Source organism: Flavobacterium sp. UM26 (assembly GCF_057922445.1).
The window spans coordinates 1-19,248 of record NZ_JBVHCY010000015.1; the positions used below are offsets into that span (position 1 = coordinate 1).

17 protein-coding genes are annotated in these 19,248 nt (G+C 34.5%); 12 read left to right on the forward strand and 5 right to left on the reverse strand.

The features are described from left to right. The first annotated feature begins 179 nt into the window (after positions 1-179). Positions 180-695 (forward strand): hypothetical protein, encoded by a 516-nt coding sequence (locus ACZ1AQ_RS14620; RefSeq protein WP_489633604.1) that lies wholly within the window; start codon positions 180-182, stop codon positions 693-695. 407 nt (positions 696-1,102) lie between these two features. Here ACZ1AQ_RS14620 and ACZ1AQ_RS14625 read toward each other — a convergent pair whose 3' ends face one another. Beyond that, positions 1,103-2,173, reverse strand: a complete 1,071-nt coding sequence (locus tag ACZ1AQ_RS14625) for an IS110 family RNA-guided transposase (RefSeq protein WP_489633605.1) — start codon at positions 2,171-2,173, stop codon at positions 1,103-1,105. Positions 2,174-2,350: 177 nt separating this feature from the next. Here ACZ1AQ_RS14625 and ACZ1AQ_RS14630 point away from each other — a divergent pair, with 177 nt between their 5' ends. Then, a complete protein-coding gene (locus ACZ1AQ_RS14630; protein WP_489633606.1) occupies positions 2,351-2,638 on the forward strand; it encodes a hypothetical protein in 288 nt (95 codons plus the stop codon). Next, positions 2,639-2,875: a hypothetical protein gene (locus ACZ1AQ_RS14635; protein ID WP_489633607.1), complete on the forward strand. Its 237-nt coding sequence runs from the start codon at positions 2,639-2,641 to the stop codon at positions 2,873-2,875. Positions 2,876-3,699: 824 nt separating this feature from the next. On the opposite strand, the gene ACZ1AQ_RS14640 is transcribed toward ACZ1AQ_RS14635, so the two are convergent. Beyond that, positions 3,700-4,554: an NAD(P)H-hydrate dehydratase gene (locus tag ACZ1AQ_RS14640; protein WP_489633608.1), complete on the reverse strand. Its 855-nt coding sequence runs from the start codon at positions 4,552-4,554 to the stop codon at positions 3,700-3,702. Positions 4,555-5,157: 603 nt separating this feature from the next. Further along, on the reverse strand, positions 5,158-6,777 hold the full coding sequence (locus tag ACZ1AQ_RS14645) for an LVIVD repeat-containing protein (protein WP_489633609.1): 1,620 nt from the start codon (positions 6,775-6,777) through the stop codon (positions 5,158-5,160). Positions 6,778-7,188: 411 nt separating this feature from the next. Between ACZ1AQ_RS14645 and ACZ1AQ_RS14650 the strand changes: the two genes are divergently transcribed. The 3 genes from ACZ1AQ_RS14650 to ACZ1AQ_RS14660 all read left to right on the forward strand — a co-directional run bounded on the left by ACZ1AQ_RS14650 (position 7,189) and on the right by ACZ1AQ_RS14660 (position 8,845). Further along, positions 7,189-7,662 (forward strand): DUF1572 domain-containing protein, encoded by a 474-nt coding sequence (locus ACZ1AQ_RS14650; protein WP_489633610.1) that lies wholly within the window; start codon positions 7,189-7,191, stop codon positions 7,660-7,662. Positions 7,663-7,768: 106 nt separating this feature from the next. Further along, positions 7,769-8,308 (forward strand): hypothetical protein, encoded by a 540-nt coding sequence (locus ACZ1AQ_RS14655; protein ID WP_489633611.1) that lies wholly within the window; start codon positions 7,769-7,771, stop codon positions 8,306-8,308. A 24-nt stretch (positions 8,309-8,332) separates the two neighbouring features. Then, positions 8,333-8,845, forward strand: a complete 513-nt coding sequence (locus ACZ1AQ_RS14660) for a GNAT family N-acetyltransferase (protein WP_489633612.1) — start codon at positions 8,333-8,335, stop codon at positions 8,843-8,845. A gap of 14 nt (positions 8,846-8,859) precedes the next feature. Here the strand turns inward: ACZ1AQ_RS14660 and ACZ1AQ_RS14665 are convergent, their stop codons facing one another. Further along, on the reverse strand, positions 8,860-10,686 hold the full coding sequence (locus tag ACZ1AQ_RS14665) for an adenylate/guanylate cyclase domain-containing protein (RefSeq protein ID WP_489633613.1): 1,827 nt from the start codon (positions 10,684-10,686) through the stop codon (positions 8,860-8,862). Between the two features lie 35 nt (positions 10,687-10,721). After that, on the reverse strand, positions 10,722-11,186 hold the full coding sequence (locus ACZ1AQ_RS14670) for a hypothetical protein (protein ID WP_489633614.1): 465 nt from the start codon (positions 11,184-11,186) through the stop codon (positions 10,722-10,724). Between the two features lie 243 nt (positions 11,187-11,429). On the opposite strand from ACZ1AQ_RS14670, the gene ACZ1AQ_RS14675 reads away from it, so the two are divergent. The 6 genes from ACZ1AQ_RS14675 to ACZ1AQ_RS14700 all read left to right on the forward strand — a co-directional run bounded on the left by ACZ1AQ_RS14675 (position 11,430) and on the right by ACZ1AQ_RS14700 (position 19,179). After that, positions 11,430-12,317: a YitT family protein gene (locus ACZ1AQ_RS14675; protein ID WP_489633615.1), complete on the forward strand. Its 888-nt coding sequence runs from the start codon at positions 11,430-11,432 to the stop codon at positions 12,315-12,317. Positions 12,318-12,422: 105 nt separating this feature from the next. Further along, on the forward strand, positions 12,423-12,980 hold the full coding sequence (locus tag ACZ1AQ_RS14680; protein ID WP_489633616.1) for a TetR/AcrR family transcriptional regulator: 558 nt from the start codon (positions 12,423-12,425) through the stop codon (positions 12,978-12,980). Between the two features lie 105 nt (positions 12,981-13,085). After that, the gene (locus ACZ1AQ_RS14685; RefSeq protein ID WP_489633617.1) at positions 13,086-14,144 is read left to right on the forward strand and encodes an alkane 1-monooxygenase; all 1,059 of its coding nucleotides are present in this window, start codon (positions 13,086-13,088) and stop codon (positions 14,142-14,144) included. Between the two features lie 356 nt (positions 14,145-14,500). Further along, positions 14,501-15,940 (forward strand): M20/M25/M40 family metallo-hydrolase, encoded by a 1,440-nt coding sequence (locus ACZ1AQ_RS14690; RefSeq protein WP_489633618.1) that lies wholly within the window; start codon positions 14,501-14,503, stop codon positions 15,938-15,940. Positions 15,941-16,063: 123 nt separating this feature from the next. Continuing rightward, on the forward strand, positions 16,064-17,146 hold the full coding sequence (gene gcvT, locus ACZ1AQ_RS14695) for a glycine cleavage system aminomethyltransferase GcvT (RefSeq protein WP_489633619.1): 1,083 nt from the start codon (positions 16,064-16,066) through the stop codon (positions 17,144-17,146). Between the two features lie 5 nt (positions 17,147-17,151). After that, positions 17,152-19,179, forward strand: coding sequence for a S41 family peptidase (locus ACZ1AQ_RS14700; protein ID WP_489633620.1), 2,028 nt, complete (start codon positions 17,152-17,154; stop codon positions 19,177-19,179). The last annotated feature ends 69 nt before the right edge of the window (positions 19,180-19,248 follow it).

Genomic DNA, 19,248 nt, shown 5'->3' on the forward strand with positions numbered 1-19,248 from the left:
ACACACGCTACAAGCAAGCTGGGCAATTGGTTTAATTTGAAGATAGTTTGTGTTTGATGCATTTGTTTTTATCCGAAAGATTCCGCATCTTTAATCCCAGCCTGCGTGTAGCGCGGGAACGTTGTGTGCAAGTTTAAAAGACGTTTACGTTTTAAAAGAAATCTGATAAGGAAATTAATATGACAATAAATTGGGAAGAAATAAAATGGATATTTGAACCTGATGGAGCATTAAGAGATATTTACGTGGAAAATGTAAATCTTGAAGATTGGAAAATAGTAATAGATTTTTTAAATGACAATCATATAATACAGTTTGGTACAATAGGAGAAAATAAAATCATAAATAAAATTGACAAGCAATACATAACTGAATTATTAGTTGATGAAACTAAAGAAATGGAATGTAAAACAGCTTCTATAATCATCGAAAAAACAATTATAAACACACATTTTTTTTATGATAAAGAAATAGAGTTTGACATTGACCCAAAAGAAATTAATTCAGTCCATACTTTTAATAATTTAATAAATTTTATGAATGAAATTAGTAAAATTTTGAATCGAAAAGTAATTTTAACTGGAGAAAACCAAATTGATTTCCCGCTTGTAGAAGTATATTTTAAAAATAAAGTCATAAAAGCTTTAACTCAAAAAGAAGCTGAAAAGTCGTGGAATTGGACTTTTAAGAAATAAAAAAACCTGCACACAACAGCTACTCCTATGTAAAGCATCATAAAGTTATTCACAACTTTTGAGAGGGTTATATGTTGGTTATTTTTCGAGAATAAAATGCCGTTCCAACGGCTTGTTGAAAAAGTTGGAAACAACTTTTTGTCCGCCGAAGGCTTGGACTGAAAAAGTTATTCTAACTTTTTCAATAATGCCACGCATTGATATCTCTTTTATTTCATAGTCTTTCTTTTTAAATTCTTAAGGCTCACACTCCTATATGTGGTCTGTTTTGTGCAGCCACCAGCATCTGTATGATTGCAAGAATAAAAAATAGCTGCCTGCTACAAAATGTGGCTTCGTTTATAGAACCACCTTAGCTGTTTTGCAGTCTATTTTCTGTCATGGTTGAGCTTTTTTAAGAACATTATTTATTTTTCTAACACTAAATTTCTATTGATTTGATACGGAGTTTCCGTTTTTATTACCGAGAGTATTCTTCGTGCTAATTTATGAGCTATTTTAATGATGACACTCTTTACATTCTTGCCTTGATGTTTGCGGAAATATTGCTGCATTTCGGTATCTTTTCTAATGGCAACCCAAGCCGCTTCCACTAAATAACTTCGCAATTGGGAACGACTTCTGGGGGTTATTCCCAAACATTTTTCTGATCCGCCGCTATTGTAAATCCCAGGAACCAATCCGATGTAAGAGCTGAATTGTCCCTCGTTATTGAATCGGCGCAAATCGCCACACTCGGCCAGAATTACACTGGCCAGATAACCACCAATTCCTGGGATGCTCTTCAAAAGATTATAATCTTTCTTTTGGGTCTTTCGGCAATGAGCACGCATTTGATTGGCAATTTCCAAATACTCTGATCGGATAAATTTGTACATCCGTAGCTTGCCCTGCAAAGCCAATTCTCCACAACTGCTACTGAATTTTATATTTTCAAGCCATGCAATGAAATCTTTGCTCCAATTCGAATTATCAAACTCTTCTGGAATCGCTATACCATGAAAGAGCAACATACTTTTGATATGCAATTTACTTTGTCGGAGTTTCTTGGTAACTTGGGTTCTATGACGGGCCAAAGTGGTAAACTGTTCGTGTGCTTCGCTAGGAATATAAACGCTCCTGAGCACTCCAGACTTTAATTGATTGGACAAATTTCTAGCATCCAAGGCGTCTGTTTTTTGATAACGCTCCTTGTCTCCTGTTTTGATGTCAGAGGGATTGACAACCAAAACCTCCCAACCTAAGTTCAAAAAATAGCGCGCCACGGAAAAACCGCAACAACCTGCTTCGTAAACTAAATTCACTTCGTGATTAGGAAATGTCCGCTCCACATATTGGTACAAATCCTCGGAAACAGAAGGCATCGAGAACGTTCTGTGAAAAAATAGATCCGTTTGAATGGAAACGCTCCAGCTTTTTTTGTGAATGTCTAAACCAATGAATATCTTTGGAATAGTTAAGGCATCTTGTAATTGCATAATCTTCGTTTTTGGTAACTCTAAGTTATGCTTTTACATAGATGCTACAACGGATTTGGGCATTTGGCTTAATTGGAAAATGGTCTTGTATTTGGCAGTTTAGCGATAACCGAAAAATAAATCTTAATTTAGAACCCAAACCCGCTGTAGTACCAGAACGTTGGCAGACATTTAAACATGAAAACGAAAACAATAATAATCACAATTTTATTACTTTTTATATCTATAATGTTGGCTGGTGGCGGACACGGGACATACATGCCTGCAAAAATATTTTATCCTTACACAATGATAATTTCCGAACTGCAAGATATTATTGGAATTCCGGCACTAATATTAGCAATAATTGAAATTCCGATTTATGCTTATATCTGGATAAAAAGGCCGAATTGGAAATATTATGTGATTGGAATGCATGTTGTTGGAATTCTAATCGCTTTTACTATAAAATCAAATACTTTCTAAATGACAAAAATTATTTTTCTTTTTTTCATTATAACTTTTATAGGAGTCTATTTCTATTTTGGATTTTACCAAGATTATAAAAGAAATCCAAAAGAATATACTAGAACAATAATAGGAATGCCTCTGGGGATTTTTGCAAATACATTTGGTTGGAGAAATTTTGACGCAAAATTGAAGAAATGGGCGAATTTAGAAGAAGAACAAAAAACGAAATTCAAAATCAATAAAGAAAAATAAACGCCTGCCAACACACGCTACAAGCAAGCTGGGCAATTGGCTTAATTTGAAGATAGTTTGTATTTGATACATTTGTTTTTAACCGAAAGATTACGCATCTTTAATCCCAGCCTGCGTGTAGCGCGGGGACGTTATAGGGCAGTTGAGCCGAAATTACGCAGACAAATCCAATTTGAAAATTAACAGTTGTTTCCGCCGAATGTTTTCAAAGCAGAAGCGTGAAAATTGGAAGCGCTAACAAACGTTGGAAAATCGGATTCTAACGACAAGCAAACGAAAAACTGATGTGTGAAAATCGAACTTTGCCAACAGAAGCGTGAAAAACAGAAGCGTGAAAAGTGGAACTTGCCAAGAGAAACTTGAAAAGCAGACTTTAAAGAATGTGAACAGGAGAAGCAAACCTAGAATTGGGACTCTCCTACTCTAACTTGAAAAAGTGTGAAAGGTAGAATTGGCCAACAGAGGCGTGAAAAATTTGCGGTTTAACAGTAATTTCGACTAAACAACCGCCCTATAACACACGCTACAAGCAAGCTGGGCAATTGGTTTAATTTGAAAATAGTTTGTATTTGAAACATTTGTTTTTAACCGAAAGATTACGCATCTTTAATCCCAGCGTCATGAGTGATTATCAACAATATCACATCAAGACTAGAATAATTTAAATTCATTAAATGTTTCACTAAGATGGCTGATAATTGAAGAAAAAAAATAAATTACTTACTAAAGCTAACAAACAGTTGTGTGCAAATTGCTAAAAACAAGCGGATTTTGGAACAGATATATGAAATTAGTATTTTACTCATGATAGCGTATGTAAATCACTACTCCCCTTTCTCTAAAGCTAAAAATGCTTTGCCAAGATACTTGATAATGGTTGAAGCGATAAAGGATTGATAACCTGTTTTGGGCAAAGCGATATCAGCTGTTAAGCCATGCAAATAAACGCCTAAAATTGCCGCATCAATTGGAGCATACGATTGAGCTAATAAACTTGTAATTATCCCGGTTAGGACATCGCCACTTCCTGCGGTAGCCAAAGCTGGATTGCCCGAAGTATTTTCATAAAGGTCTTTTCCAAATACGATTTGGGTAGGTGCGCCTTTTAACACCACTATTATTTGATAATGCTGCGCAAAAGCAAAGGTTTTGATTAGTTTCTCCTCATAACTCTGCCACTTGCCTATCAATCGTTCGAGTTCTTTGGGATGTGGCGTTAGTATCGATTCGGGCGGAAGAAGCGTTAACCAAGTAGGATTTTGTGCCAAAATATTAAGCGCATCGGCATCAATAACTAGCGGTTTTGTAGTACTGGTAAGGAACTTTTGCAATGCTTTTTGAGTCGCTGCTTCTTGCCCTAAACCAGGGCCAATTCCGATAGCGTCAGGTACTAAACTGAATGCTATTTCTGAAAGGTGCTTTTCATTTGTATCTGTGAGTACCATCACCTCGGGATTGGCGATTTGCAGGATTTCATAGCCACATTTTGGAACCAAAGCAGTCACTAATCCACATCCGGTTTTCAAAGCGGCTCTAGAAGCTAAGGTTATTGCACCAATTTTGCCATAACTTCCACCGATTAGTAACGAATGTCCCTGAACGCCTTTGTGGGTATTCAATGGGATGATGTGATATCTTTTTTTAGCTTCGGAAAGGTCAATGTAAAGAGGGGTTTTCATTGGGCTTGGATTTGTCTTAAAGATACAAAAGCCAAAAGAATTTATTACTATGAATAGGAACTCCTATGAAAAAAAGGATCAACACAGATTACTCAGATTGAATTGATTAGTGTTACATAAAAAATAAAACACGAATTGCACCAATGAACACGAATAAATGAATCAACACAGATTACTCAGATTGCACAGATTAGTGTTACCTAAAAAATAAAACACGAATTGCACCAATGAACACGAATAAATGAATCAACATAGATTACTCAGATTGCAGAGATTTGTGTTGACTAAAATATAAAACACGAATTGCTCCAATGAACACGAATTGCACCAATGAACACGAATAAAATAAATAAACACAGATTAGTGTTACCTAAAAAATAAAACACAAATTGCACCAATGAACACGAATAAAATGAATCAACACAGATTACTCAGATTGAACAGATTAGTGTTACCTAAAAAATAAAACACGAATTGCACCAATGAACACGAATAAAATGAATCAACATACACAAATTTGTGTTAGCTAAAATGAAATAGAAAAAAACGCTCAGTCTCGTTTTTCGACAAGACTGAGCGCTTCAAACTAACAACTAACTAATTTTATAATTTATTTTCCGTGTCTGTGAAGTTACCTGTGATTTTTACATTACTGCCTTTGGTCACTTTTCCATAAATGGTGATGGAAGAACCTGAACCAACAAAAGTCAAATTAGCGTTACTGTTTAAAACCAAATCGCCATAAATCACTACAGCTCCCGATACTTTCATCTCGGCATTACTATTAATGGTTAATCGGGTATTTTGTCCATAACGTCCTTGGCTCAAAGTACCACTCATTTCGAAAGTACCATTACTATTGAGGGTTAAATCATTTTGAACCGAAAGCGCACCACAATGAATCAAAGTTGCTTTAGAATTAACAATGATTGAGGATAAAGCTGTACTGCCCGAATACGATGCATTTTGATTTGAATTCAATATCAAATTAGCACTACCGGTGTAAACTGGATATCCTACACAGGCAGTTGGTTTGGATTTTCCTTCCATTTTTATGATTTTCAATCCTCCTTTTCCACTAGCTACATAAATATAATCTCCTTTTGTTTTTACATAATTCGAAGAACCAACAATATCCATTTTACCTAACCAATCTAATTGATTGTCATTTTCGTAAACTGAAATTCCTGCTGCACCATTGGCCACAAAAGTTTTGTCGTCATTAATAGAAACAGCATTGGTTACCACATCATTTGGATCGAATCCTCCTGCAGCAACAATTGGAAGCGTTTGTAACTTTTGACCTGTAGATTTATTGTATACTCCAACTCCACTAAACCCCTCGGCTACCACTATTTTTTGCCCAAACACATCCATGGTACGCTTAGCTTCAGGAACATCTACTGTTGTGGTAAAAGAACGCAAAAAGCTACCATCAGATTCTTTATACACGTTTATCCCTTTGGTACCGCTTAATACAAATAGTTCATTTTGATCTAGTAATGCTGAACGTAAGTCTTGTTGCGCCACACTATTTGCCAATAGATTAGATCCAATCGAATGTTTGAAAACTTTACCATTATCACCTGTTACAGAGAAAAAAGCATTATCATTAGCAACAACATCTGTTGTTACTTGACCTTCAAGCGGTACTATAGTATAATTTTCTGTAAGCAATCCATTGCTTAATTGCATTACAATAACAATTGCTGGACTAGTCAGTGTAGGATCTTTATCAACATCTGTTGCTCCCGCTAAATACAATTTGCCACTGGCATAGGTTAATGAAGTGATATCAGTATTTTTTATCAAAGCAGATGTTACAATTTTTGGTTTGTAAGGATCTGTAATGTCTATTACATCTACGGCTCCAGAATAAATTTCTCCTTGCGAAGTATAGGCTACATAAGCATATTTATCATGCACAGCTACATGGTTGGCTTGTAATTGTCTTCCCGATTCATCTTTTGGTGCATTTACCTCAGCAATTTGTACCAAAGGAAAATCATTACTATCACTTGCTGATCTACCTACTGGTGTTACTTTGTTTATGCTTACAACACCCGAATTTTCTAGACTTATTCTTTTGCTTAACTCTGAGGTACTATTATTTACATCGATTATGGAATTGGAAGAACCATTCGGATTTTCATCATCATTAGAAGAACAGGAAACAAAAAAAAGGACAGCTAATATTGTTAAAATGGAAAGTCTTGATTTCATAATTTTTAAATTAAAATTTTGATAAGCTGTACTGTGATTTTCAGTTTATTAGATACAAAAAAACACATATCACATTGATTTTAAATCGCTTGCAAATTTACAAAACTCATAAAGACATTCATTTTGATTTAACATTATTAACTAAACGCTATGATTTTATAGCACTAATGTTAAAAAAAACAAAAAATATTCTTTTCCGCGTAAAAAGAGTATAATCTGAAAACAATAACTTGTAGTATAGCCCTGATCGCAATGGCATCCTCTTGTAGCGTTTCTTTAAGCTACAAGAGATATAATGGAGAGCAGGACCAAACGTGAATAATAGTACGATCGTCTGCTCCTAACAAAGAGAATAAATTGTACTTTTATAACGTAAGGAAATGAATTGTAATTTAATTTTTAGCAAAAGAAATGAGCAAAAGTATCACTACACAAATCGCATTACACCTGCAACAAGTATATTTTGGTGGGAATTGGGCCACCTCCAATTTTAAAGACCAATTGGCTGATGTGAGTTGGCAAGAAGCCAATTTTGCCTTGAAAGAAGGAAATAGCATCGCCACTTTACTGTTTCATTGCAATTATTACATAGGAGGATTGATTCCAGTTTTGCAAGGCGGAAGTCTTGATATTAAAGACAAATTTAGCTTTGATAGTCCAAAAATTACATGCGAAGCAGATTGGGAACAATTGAAAAATAAATCATGGGAAGAAGTGCAGCTTTTTGCAACATTGATTGAGCAATTGCCTGATAGTTGTCTTTTTGAAGATTTTGTGGAAGCAAAATATGGGAACTACTACAGAAACTTAATCGGTGTAATTGAGCATTGTCATTATCATTTAGGGCAAATTGCGTTGCTTAAGAAGGAAGCTAAAAAAGGATGATATCTGCTCACCTGATGCTGTTAGAAAATCTTAAAAACTGTATCTTTAAAATCATAAAACCTATATCATTATATTTTATATTTGAACTTTCTAAAATGAAACTATAATGAAAGCGTCTTTTTCTCTATTACTGCTATCTTCTTTGGCTCTTTTTTCATGTAAAAAAGAAGAAGAAACATCTGCTACCAACGGAAGAACCAATGTAGTTCCTTTTACACAAATGGCTGCTACTCCAGCCAATGCTTCTACGCCTGCTATTTCTAGTAATTCTGCCTATGTAGGAAAAGAAGAAAAAAAAGAGAGTGTCATGTACCAATACAAATATACTTTGGTAAAAAATCCAAATGCCAAGGCAACCACAACCACAACAGTAACTCCTTCTGGCATGAATCCTCCACACGGACAACCCAAGCATAGATGTGATATTCCAGTAGGTGCACCATTGAACTCACCTGTAGCGAAAACTGCCACTGTTCCTAAAACTACAGTTGTTACCACTCCTGCAGTAGCTAATGGCAGCAATGTACCGCCACTTTTAGCCACCACACCCGAAGCTGCTCCTACACCAGAAGGTATGAATCCACCGCATGGTCAACCCAAACACCGTTGTGATATTGCCGTAGGCGCACCCCTGCCAAAAGAATAATTATTCAACTATTTACAACTACTTATGATTACCCAAGCTTCTATCGCTGATGTTGCAGAATTATCGGTATTAATCAACTCGGCCTATCGTGGCGAAACTTCTAAAAAAGGATGGACTACCGAAGCAAATTTGCTTGAAGGAACGCGTACGACTCCAGATGAATTAAAAGCTATTATCAACACACCGAATCATTATTTATTCAAATTTACCAGTGATGAAAAAATCATTGGAAGTGTATTATTAATTGACAAAAAAAACGTCTTATACCTTGGTATGCTCACTGTTTCTCCCGAATTACAAAATAGCGGCATTGGCAAGCAACTATTGCATGCTGCTGAAGAGCACGCAAAATCTTTGAACTTGACAACTATTCAAATGACTGTGATTGGCATCCGAAAAGAATTGTTGGCTTGGTATATGCGAAACGGATATGAAGATACAGGATTGCGCGAACCTTTTCCTTTTGGTGAAGGAGATAAGGCTCTAACCGCTGCCCCACTTGATTTTATGGTTTTGGAGAAAAAAATTACTTCTTAAAATTGCATTCATCCTTACGATTTACTGTCAAATTTTGGATGTACAAAATACATGTTCATTTTGCCTCTATTTTTCACTTCAATCGCACCTCGATATTCGAACTGAAAATACTGTTTTACCAATGCATAGGTATGCTCAGAAATATTAATTTTTCCAGCTTCTGAATTGGATTCCATTCGGGAAGCAATGTTCACAGTATCGCCCCAAATATCATATGCAAATTTTTTGGTTCCCACTACACCCGCAACCACAGGTCCCGTACTAATGCCAACTCTGATTTGAAAATGATTTTGTGTTTTTACTTCATTGGCCACTTCCGAAACAAATTGAATAATCTCCTGAGCAGCCAAAATCATTTTGTATGCATGATCTGAAGTTACAAAAGGTAATCCGCCCGCACACATGTAAGCATCTCCAACCGTTTTAATTTTTTCTAAATCATATTTTTCAATGATTTCGTCGAATTTTGAAAAATAAAAATCAACTCGTTCTACTAATTTTTCGGGTGGTAAATTTTCTGCATAAGCCGTAAATCCAACAAAATCGGTAAACAAGACGGTTACTGACTCAAACTTTTGCGCCCTTACTTTTCCATATGTTTTGAGTTCTGCTGCTGTTTCTTCTGGCAAAATATTTAATAATAAATCATTGGAGCGCTTTCTCTCTTGTTCAATGATAGCATTGGTTCGCTTTATAAATTGATAGCGTCTATACAATCCAATTACTAGTAAAACAATCAAAAAAAGTGTTATGATTGAAACATAGATTATGTTTTGCTGCTTCTTGGCTTTGAGTTGTTGAATTTCTGCTTCTTTCTCGAGTAAATTTACCTCTGCTTGCTTTTTTGAAACCTCATAATTGGTTCGCAAATCGGCAAGCTTCTGTACGGTTTTAACATTCGTGACACTATCTCTGTAAGCAACATGAGCCTTAAAAAATTCTAATGCCTTGTTCGAATTATTACTTTTCTCATACAAAATTGACAATTGTAAATTGGCTGTGCTTATCTGGTCCTTGTACCCATTTATTTGGGCCAATTCTAAACTTTTGGAAGCGGCATTAAGTGCCATATTCCATTTTTTTTGTTTTTGATAAACAGTAGATAAATTGATTAAATACTCAGATATCCCATAATAATCCTCAATGGGTTCAAGCTGGTGTATCGCTTTTTTTAAATTTTTCTCGGCCAACTCATCCTTTCCCTGCTGAAAATATATAACTCCCATACTACCTAAGGTGTAAGCCATGCCACTTGTATACTTTTCTTCTTCAAAAAGTTGCCCCGACTCATAAAAGCAAGTAAACGCTTTTTCTAATGCGTTATTTTTTAAGTACTCGTCACCCAAATTTGATAAGGCTGAGGCTAATTTTAATTTATCCTTTGATTTACGCAAAATAGTAATTGCCTTGTTGTAATAAGCATAAGCTTTCTCGGTTTCTTTCATAACCGAAAAAACATTAGCCATTTCCATATACGCAATCCCTTCGCCCACTATATTCTTGGAAGCTTGAGCAATTTTTATTGAAACCAAAAAATCACTCTGAGCTTCTTGTAAATCGCCTTTAAGTTTGTGTTTATGACCTCTGAGATAATAGCCCCTAAATAAATACAAGTTGTTTTTTTCTTTCTTTGATAAAGCAATTAACTCATTGGCATACTTAATGGCTATAGATATATTATTGAGTTCGTTGAAAGCTAAATTGCGAAGTAATTCTAATTGCTCGACTGTGGTAGCTCCACCTCTTTTGTAAATAAGCGCTAAACTATCGGCTACTTTTTGATCTTGTGCTTCTATTGTTCCAGATATCAAAAAAACAGCGATGAGTACTACTCTTGACACTAATGTATTTCTTAACAAAATATAAAACAATTGAATTAAGGATTGATGGCTATTTTCGGATCAATCAAATATGATTTTGACTCCGTTTTATAATGAACCGTAAAGTGAATTTTGTAGATATTTTGCTTTCCAATCAAACTTTCTCGATCCTTGACAGTGGCTACTACATTGCCTGAAATTCCTCCTTTTCCTTTAATTACATAATCATCAGACTCGTCATTCCCAAAGCACATTTCGGTGTCATTGTTATTCAAATCCAAATCGTAAACAATACTGTCAATGGCAATAGAATACCACTTGTCATCGGTAAGACCTACCCACTCAATTTCTTGTGATAGATAAACATTGGAAATAAAGTCTTCAATTTTGCCACTATCAGTAAAACCATTATTATCATCTGATAAGAAGCAACGATCGTGTATATCCTGTTGTGATGGATTGGTCATTTGAAACAATCGACTTGCTTCAACATGTAATTCAATTTTAACTCTTCGCCCCATGATACATCAATTTAAGTTAACAATTTTAGAACAGTAACATAGTAGATTACAAAAACCTGATTTTGAGGCAAATAACAAAATCAAATCAAAGATACAGCTTTTATAAATAGCTTAAACATAAAAAACAAAAACATTAGCATACAGTCTTGTTGCAATTCTTTCTCGAGGATTACAAAAAATAAAACACTGAAAATGAGTAAATTAAAATTTAATAATTAATTTTAGGCATAAAAACCACAATCTATGCATCAAATTCCAAAAACAGTGGATTGGAAAGAAATTTTTCATCCAAAAAACCTATCCCTAAATCTAATTGGGGTAGCTTTTATAATTCTGGCACTGAAAGGATTCATGATACCCAATAAATTTCTGGATGGAGGTGTTATAGGAATTTCAATCTTGATTCATGAAATTACGCATTGGCCTTTTAGTGCATTAGTTCTCATTCTCAACATTCCCTTTTTATTTTTAGGCAATCGCTTATTGGGAATTACCTTTGCCATACAAAGTCTCATTACTTTTTTACTTATCGCGATTGGAATGACTTTTTTTCATTTTGATGCTGTAACTTCAGACCCTTTGTTGATTGCTTTATTTGGTGGTTGCTTAATTGGTGTTGGCATGGGTTTATGCATTCGGAGTGGCTCTGTGGCCGATGGAATTGAGATTTTGGCTTTGCTAACCACGCGAAAAATTGGGTTTAATGTCTCCGAAGTTATTTTTGCCATAAACACTTTACTTTTTTTGGCTGCAGCTTGGACATTTGGCATAGCTACTGCCTTATATTCTATTGTTACTTATTTTTCTGCAGTCAAGGCTTTAGACTATATTTCGCATGGAGTAGAACAATACACTGCACTACATATAATTTCTTCAAAAAGTCAAGAAATAAAGGAACTAATTGTAAAAAAATTTGGGAAAGGAATTACGGTGATAAAAGGTGAACGAGGCTATTTACCTGAAAGCTTTGAGGTAAAAGTTGATTGTGATGTAATAGTAACTATTGTAACTAGACTTGAATTACTTCGTATTAAAAACGAAATAGAAAATATTGATCCTCATGCCTTCACGTATATTCAATTTATCAAAGAGGCCAGCGGAGGCATTCTGAGAAATCGAAGAAAACATTAAATTGATTACGATGGCTTAAACTGAAACAAAATCTAGTTATTTGGACTATATTTACGATTGAGCTTAAAAAAATTACTTCACATTCGTATTGCTTAGCCTCCAGACATGAAAGAAACAATTAAAGATCCTTGGATAAAAATAGGTTACGATTTATTTGCAAATGAAGGGCCTAATGGTTTAAAAATTGAATCATTAGCTAGGAAAGTAGCCAAAAACAAATCCTCTTTTTATCATCATTTTGCCGATATTGAAGTTTTTACCGACCAATTATTAGCATACCATATTAAACAATCTAAAGCAATCGCACTTCAAGCCAAGAGTTGTAAAACAATTGATCCTGATTTGATCCAATTGCTTATAGCTTCAAAGACTGATATTCTTTTCAATAGACATTTGCGAATTCATAGAGATCATGCAGCTTTCAAAAAATGTTTTCTAGAAGCAAATCAACCTGTAGAAGAAGCCTTACTCCCTATTTGGACGGAAGCTTTGGGACTGAATTCCAAAAAAAATTTAGCAAAAATCATTTTAAATTTAACGATAGAAAACTTCTACCTACAAGTAACCGATAAAAATCTTAAGTACGAATGGTTAGTTAGCTATTTTGATGAAATAAAAAAAATGGTATTGGCTATGGAAATGCCATCAAACGAGCAAAAATAAACGGTAGCGTCTAAAAAAATGATATACTTTACCCCATATTTGTAATAGACTTAATAATACATATCGCGTTTGCAATAGCAATTAAAATTAACTTTTGTATCAAATATGAAACTCATCAAATGGAAATATCTTTCGGTTTACATTACTCCCCTAGTTGTAATCGTTTCATTACTTAGCAGTTCTTATTGGACTTATTTTGCTCTATTTTTTGTTTTTCTATTCATACCAATACTGGAATTATTCACCAAAGAAAATGATTATAACCTAAGTCAAATAGAAGAAGAAATTGCTTCGAGAGATTCAATATATGATTGGCTACTTTATGGATTAGTACCGATTCAGTATGGTATATTAATTTTATTCTTGTTTCAAGTCTCTTCCGAAAGCTACACAACTGCTACTAAAATAGGTTGGACCACAGCCTATGGAATTTCCTGCGGAGTTTTAGGAATAAATGCCGCTCATGAGTTAGGACACAGAAGCTCCTACTCTGAACGACTGATGAGTAAAATGCTTTTATTCACTTCTCTATATATGCATTTTTATATCGAGCACAACCGAGGACACCATCAAAATGTAGCAACCAATGAAGATCCCGCATCAAGCAAGTATGGCGAAACTTTATATGCGTTCTATGTGCGTTCTATTTTTAACGGATGGCTTTCGGCTTGGCAATTAGAAGCGCGTCGCTTAAAAATTTTAAAAAAAACATTTTGGAGTTATCAAAACCAGATGCTAGCATTCCATTTTATTCAATTACTTCTAGTAATCATTGTCTATTTATTTTTTGACTTAAGCACTGTAGGTTACTTTTTGGCTGGAGCTTGTATGGGAATTTTGCTCTTAGAAACCGTAAATTATATTGAACACTATGGTTTAAAAAGAAATAAGAAAGGAGAACGTTATGAGCGAACTTTACCCTGTCATTCTTGGAATTCCAATCATCCAATTGGACGCTTACTCCTTCTAGAACTATCCAGACATTCTGATCATCATTATATTGCTAGCAAAAAATACCAATTGCTCAGGCACCACAAAGAAAGTCCACAAATGCCTACAGGTTATCCAGGAATGATGCTCTTATCCTTTGTGCCTCCTTTATGGTTTTTCATTATGCATAGTCAACTTCAAAAATTTAATACACAAACCAAATCATCTCATTAAAATCAGTATCGCAACATCTTTTGATTATGATTATGTAATTATGGGCAGTGTTTGCAGGTGCTATTTCGGTATTATAATTGGCCGAAAAAGGCAAAAGGTTCATTAACCTTGAGGGTTTTTCTAAAACCAGTATAAATACAGATACATCTGTAATGAAAGAATGATTTCGGCTAAAATTGGTTTTAATCCGAGTTTGACCATAACTGCTTTTACATAAAGAGCAATGGCTGAAGTATAGTAGAAAAACAAAAAGGATATTTTGCGTTAAAAAAAACAACATTTATCAAATAATTAACATTTTTTATCTACATTAGCCTTCGAACACTGTACTATTTTTCATTAAAATTTAGGAAAAGATGAGATTCTTTTGTTTTGTATTTTTTTCATTGATAACCTTTACTTTACAAGCACAATTCCTACGAAAAAAGAAAAAAAAAATTATCACCTACGAAAATATTGTCATCAGTGATTCAGCCACACAACATTTAGTCAATGCTATTCAGTTCGAAACCGTTTCCAAAAAAGATTCTTTGACTTTTTACAATGCCGAATTCAAAAAATTTAAAGCATTTCTCAAAACAACCTATCCTTTAGTATTTGAAACCTGTACTGAAATTCCTTTCAACTCCCACTCAATTCTCTTAAAATGGGAAGGTCTAAATCCAAACTTAAAACCTAATTTATTCATGGCACATCAAGATGTAGTGCCTGCCAAACATCAAAAATACAAATGGAATTTTCCACCCTTTGGTGGTGTAATTAAAGACGGACAAATTTACGGTCGTGGCACTCTCGATGACAAATCCTCACTAATAGGTTTACTCGAAGCAGCTGAATATGCTATCAAAAACAATTTTGAACCACTAAGAACCACTTATTTTGTCTTTGGTGATGACGAAGAAACTTATGGCAATGGTGCCAAAGAAATTGCAGATTGGTTCATGAAAAACAAAATAGAATTCGAATTTATTTTGGATGAAGGTCCTGGCGTTGGACTTGATATCATTCCTGAAGTTGCTAAACCTATTGCTTTCATTGGCATAGCCGAAAAAGGATATGCCACCGTAGAACTGACCGTCAATCAAGAAAGCGGGCACTCCTCTATGCCATCGAAACATACAGCAATCGGTATACTTAGTCAGGCAATAGCCAATATTGAAAACAAACCATTCAAAGCACACTATCACGGCTTAGCCAAAAAAATGTTTGACGAAATTGCTACTGAAATGGATTTTTCAAAGAAAATTATTTTTAGAAACAGTTGGCTTTTTGGTGGCTTGATCAAAAAAGAATTATCCAAAAAATATTCCACTAATGCATTAATCCGCACTACAGCAGCCACAACCATGTTTACTTCGGGTGAATCCGAAAATGTACTACCACATAAAGCCTCTGCCACTATCAACTTCCGATTAATTCCTGGCGACTCCATTAAAGACATCATGCCCTATCTCAAAAAAGTCATTGATAATCCTAAGATAAAGGCAAGTTTTAAAGGCGAAGCTGTCAACGCCTCACCCATTGCCAAAAAAAAGTCAGTGGGGTACCGAGCTTTAGAAAAAAGTTGCAACGAAATTTTCCCTAAAGCATTGGTGGCACCCGTTTTGGTTATTGGCTCAACCGATTCAAGACATTTTAACCTTACGTGTAATAATATCCTACGATTTATCCCCATGCATTTTAGTAATGCCGACTTGGAACATATTCACGGATTTGACGAACATGTCGGAATAGAAAATTACCATAATATGATTCGATTTTATATTCGTTTATTTCAAAATCTTAATGATTTTTAATTTCATTGCAAATAATTTAAAAATTACTACCCATCCAAGACTCGAATATCGCTAGCTAATTCTTTGCCACACGAAATAAAATCAATAAATTAGCGCCACTAAAATTTTATACAAAAACACACAATGAAAAATACGGCGCTTACGCACATACACGAAGGTTTAGGAGCAAAAATGCTACCATTTGCAGGATATAATATGCCAATTCTATACGAAGGAGTAAATGTAGAACACGAGACTGTTCGTAACGGAGTGGGTGTTTTTGATGTTTCGCATATGGGAGAATTTATTCTTTCAGGTCCAAATGCACTAGACTTGATTCAAAAAGTAACTTCAAATGATGCCTCAACGCTAACTATTGGAAGAGCTCAATATTCTTGTTTACCTAATAATGAAGGTGGAATCGTAGACGATTTAATCATTTATAAAATGGAAGAAGAAAAATACCTCTTGGTAGTTAATGCTTCAAACATTGAAAAAGACTGGAATTGGATTACCGCTCACAATGATTTGGGCGTAACGATGGAAAACTTATCTGACGACTATTCTTTATTAGCCATCCAAGGACCAAAAGCAGTTGAAGCTATGCAATCATTGGCTAAAATTGATTTATCTGCCATTGCTTACTACCATTTTGAAGTAGCTGAATTTGCAGGTTTCCAAGATATTATCATCTCTGCAACTGGATATACTGGCTCAGGAGGTTTTGAAATTTATTGTAAAAATGACCAAGTAGAAACCATTTGGAACAAAGTTTTTGAGGCAGGAGCGGCTTTTGGTATCAAACCGATAGGACTTGCAGCAAGAGATACTTTGCGTTTAGAAATGGGATTCTGCTTGTATGGAAATGACATCAACGATACAACTTCACCGCTTGAAGCTGGCTTAGGATGGATTACCAAATTCACAAAAGAATTTACTAATTCAGAAAACTTAAAAAAACAAAAAGAAGCTGGAGTAAGCAAGAAATTAGTAGCTTTTGAAATGCAAGAACGTGCCGTACCAAGACATGATTACGAAATTGTTGATGCAAATGGAACCGTAATCGGTGTTGTAACTTCTGGAACCATGTCACCTTCTATGAATAAAGGAATAGGCCTTGGCTACGTTACAACAGCCAATAGTGCCCTTGATAGCGATATTTTTATAAGAATTAGAAAGAATGATGTACCAGCCAAAGTGGTAAAACTACCTTTCTACAAAAAATAAACATTATGAAAAAAATTTTACTGGTAGCTTTAGTTTTTTCTAGCCAAATATGGGCTCAAAATAATGTTGCTGCTTGTAAAATCCTTTCTAAAATAAATGCACTTATTCAAAAAGAGCATGTACAACCCAAACCGGTAGACGATAGTCTATCGGTTTTTGTTTTTGATAATCTAATTAATGACCTAGATCCTGCCCGCAATCTGTTTTTCAAATCAGAATACGATTCATTAGCAAAAAATTATCGCTTACAACTTGACAATCTCATCCTAAAAGAAGATTGCCAATTCATTACTACATTCGAAAATATATACCAAAAAGGACTTCTTAGAAACAAAACCTTTTTAGAAAAATTAGAAAAAGACAGTATTGATTTTTCTGTTCCAGACACCATCAGAATGTACAAAAAAGTCTTCCCGGTATATATGACAGAAAATGATTTTGAGAAAATATGGCGAAAAAAAATACGCTTTGATGTTTTAACGGAAGTTGCTGCTAGCAGCAAAAATTTAGATTCTATTCAAACCCATTTTAAATCACTTAGCAGCTATAATAAAGATATCGCAATTCAAAATGAGCTATGCAAAATAAGTGCTCAACTCAAACGAAAAAGCACTATTGCAGAAAAAATTTATTCTTATTTCTGCACCTATTTTGATCCGCATACCAATTACTTTAGCGTAGACAGTAAATCTAATTTTGTTTCCTCATTATCCAAAGAAAGATTATCACTAGGTTTTTTGGTGACTTTGAACGAAAAAAATCAAATCATCATTGACGAAATAGATCCAAATGGTCCCGCTTTTAAAAATGGTAAACTCAAAAAAGGAGATCAAATTCTGTCTATAGCCAACGAGAAAGAAACATTAAAAGTAACCTGTGCCTCTCTCGAGGAAATTGGCGAGTTAATCATTTCTGACGCCAATAAAATCATCACTTTAATGATCAAAAGAAAAGGCGAAAAAAGTTTTAGTGTGACACTAGAAAAAGAAGTCATCAAAGACGAGCAAAATACCGTTTTTAGCTATGTTATTGAAGGCAAAAATAAAATTGGTTACATCAAAATTCCTAGTTTTTACTCCAATTTTGAGAGCAATGACAAAACTGGTTGTGCTGATGATGTAGGCACCGAAATCGTAAAACTACAAAACGACAACATCGATGGTTTAGTTATTGATTTAATGGATAATGGTGGCGGCTCAATGGAAGAAGCCATCAAACTAGCTGGTTTATTCGTACACCACGGTCCAATTTCTATAGTCGTAGACAATACCAAAAAACAACAAATTATTCAAGACCCTTATCGTGGTTATTTGTACAAAGGTCCAGTAATCATTTTAGTAAATGGAAATACAGCCTCAGCAAGTGAATTTTTTGCTACTATTTTACAAGATTATAACCGCGCTATGGTCATCGGAAGTAGCACACTCGGCAAAGCAACCATGCAAACTATTCTACCTTTAGAAAACGAAGAAGAAAACTTTGTAAAAGTAACCATCAATAAATTCTACCGAATTACAGGTAAAAGCCATCAAAGTATCGGAGTAATTCCTGATGTTCAAGTTCCAGTAATTTATGAATCGATTATACAAAAAGAAAAGGATTATCCAACGGCCTTCAAAAACGATGTATTACCTACTTCGATTCGTTTTACTCCTTATGTAAAAAATAAATTAATTCATCAATTAACCAAAAACAGCCAGAAACGAGTGCTTACAGACTCTTATTTTAATAATGTTATTGCTTTGAACAAAAAAATTGATGAAGTAATAAAAAATCCAAACACAATAATTCCAATGCAAATTAATACTGTTTTTGAAGAACAAAAAGCAGTTACTACCCTATGGGAAAACATCAATGCTTTTAAAGACGAAAGTATCAATTTGAATGTAAAAAACTCTTCTTTCAACGAATCCCTTTTGGGGGTTTACCCTTCAGAAAGAACCGTCAAAGAAGCACAAATCAAGACATTAAAAAACAATCACTACTTAAACGAAGCCATCCATATTATAAACGACTACTTTGTTTTAAAATAATAAATTGTCGTGTAAAAATCAGGCAAAAGAATCCAAAATGAATTTGGTAAAATAAGGAATAACTGTATT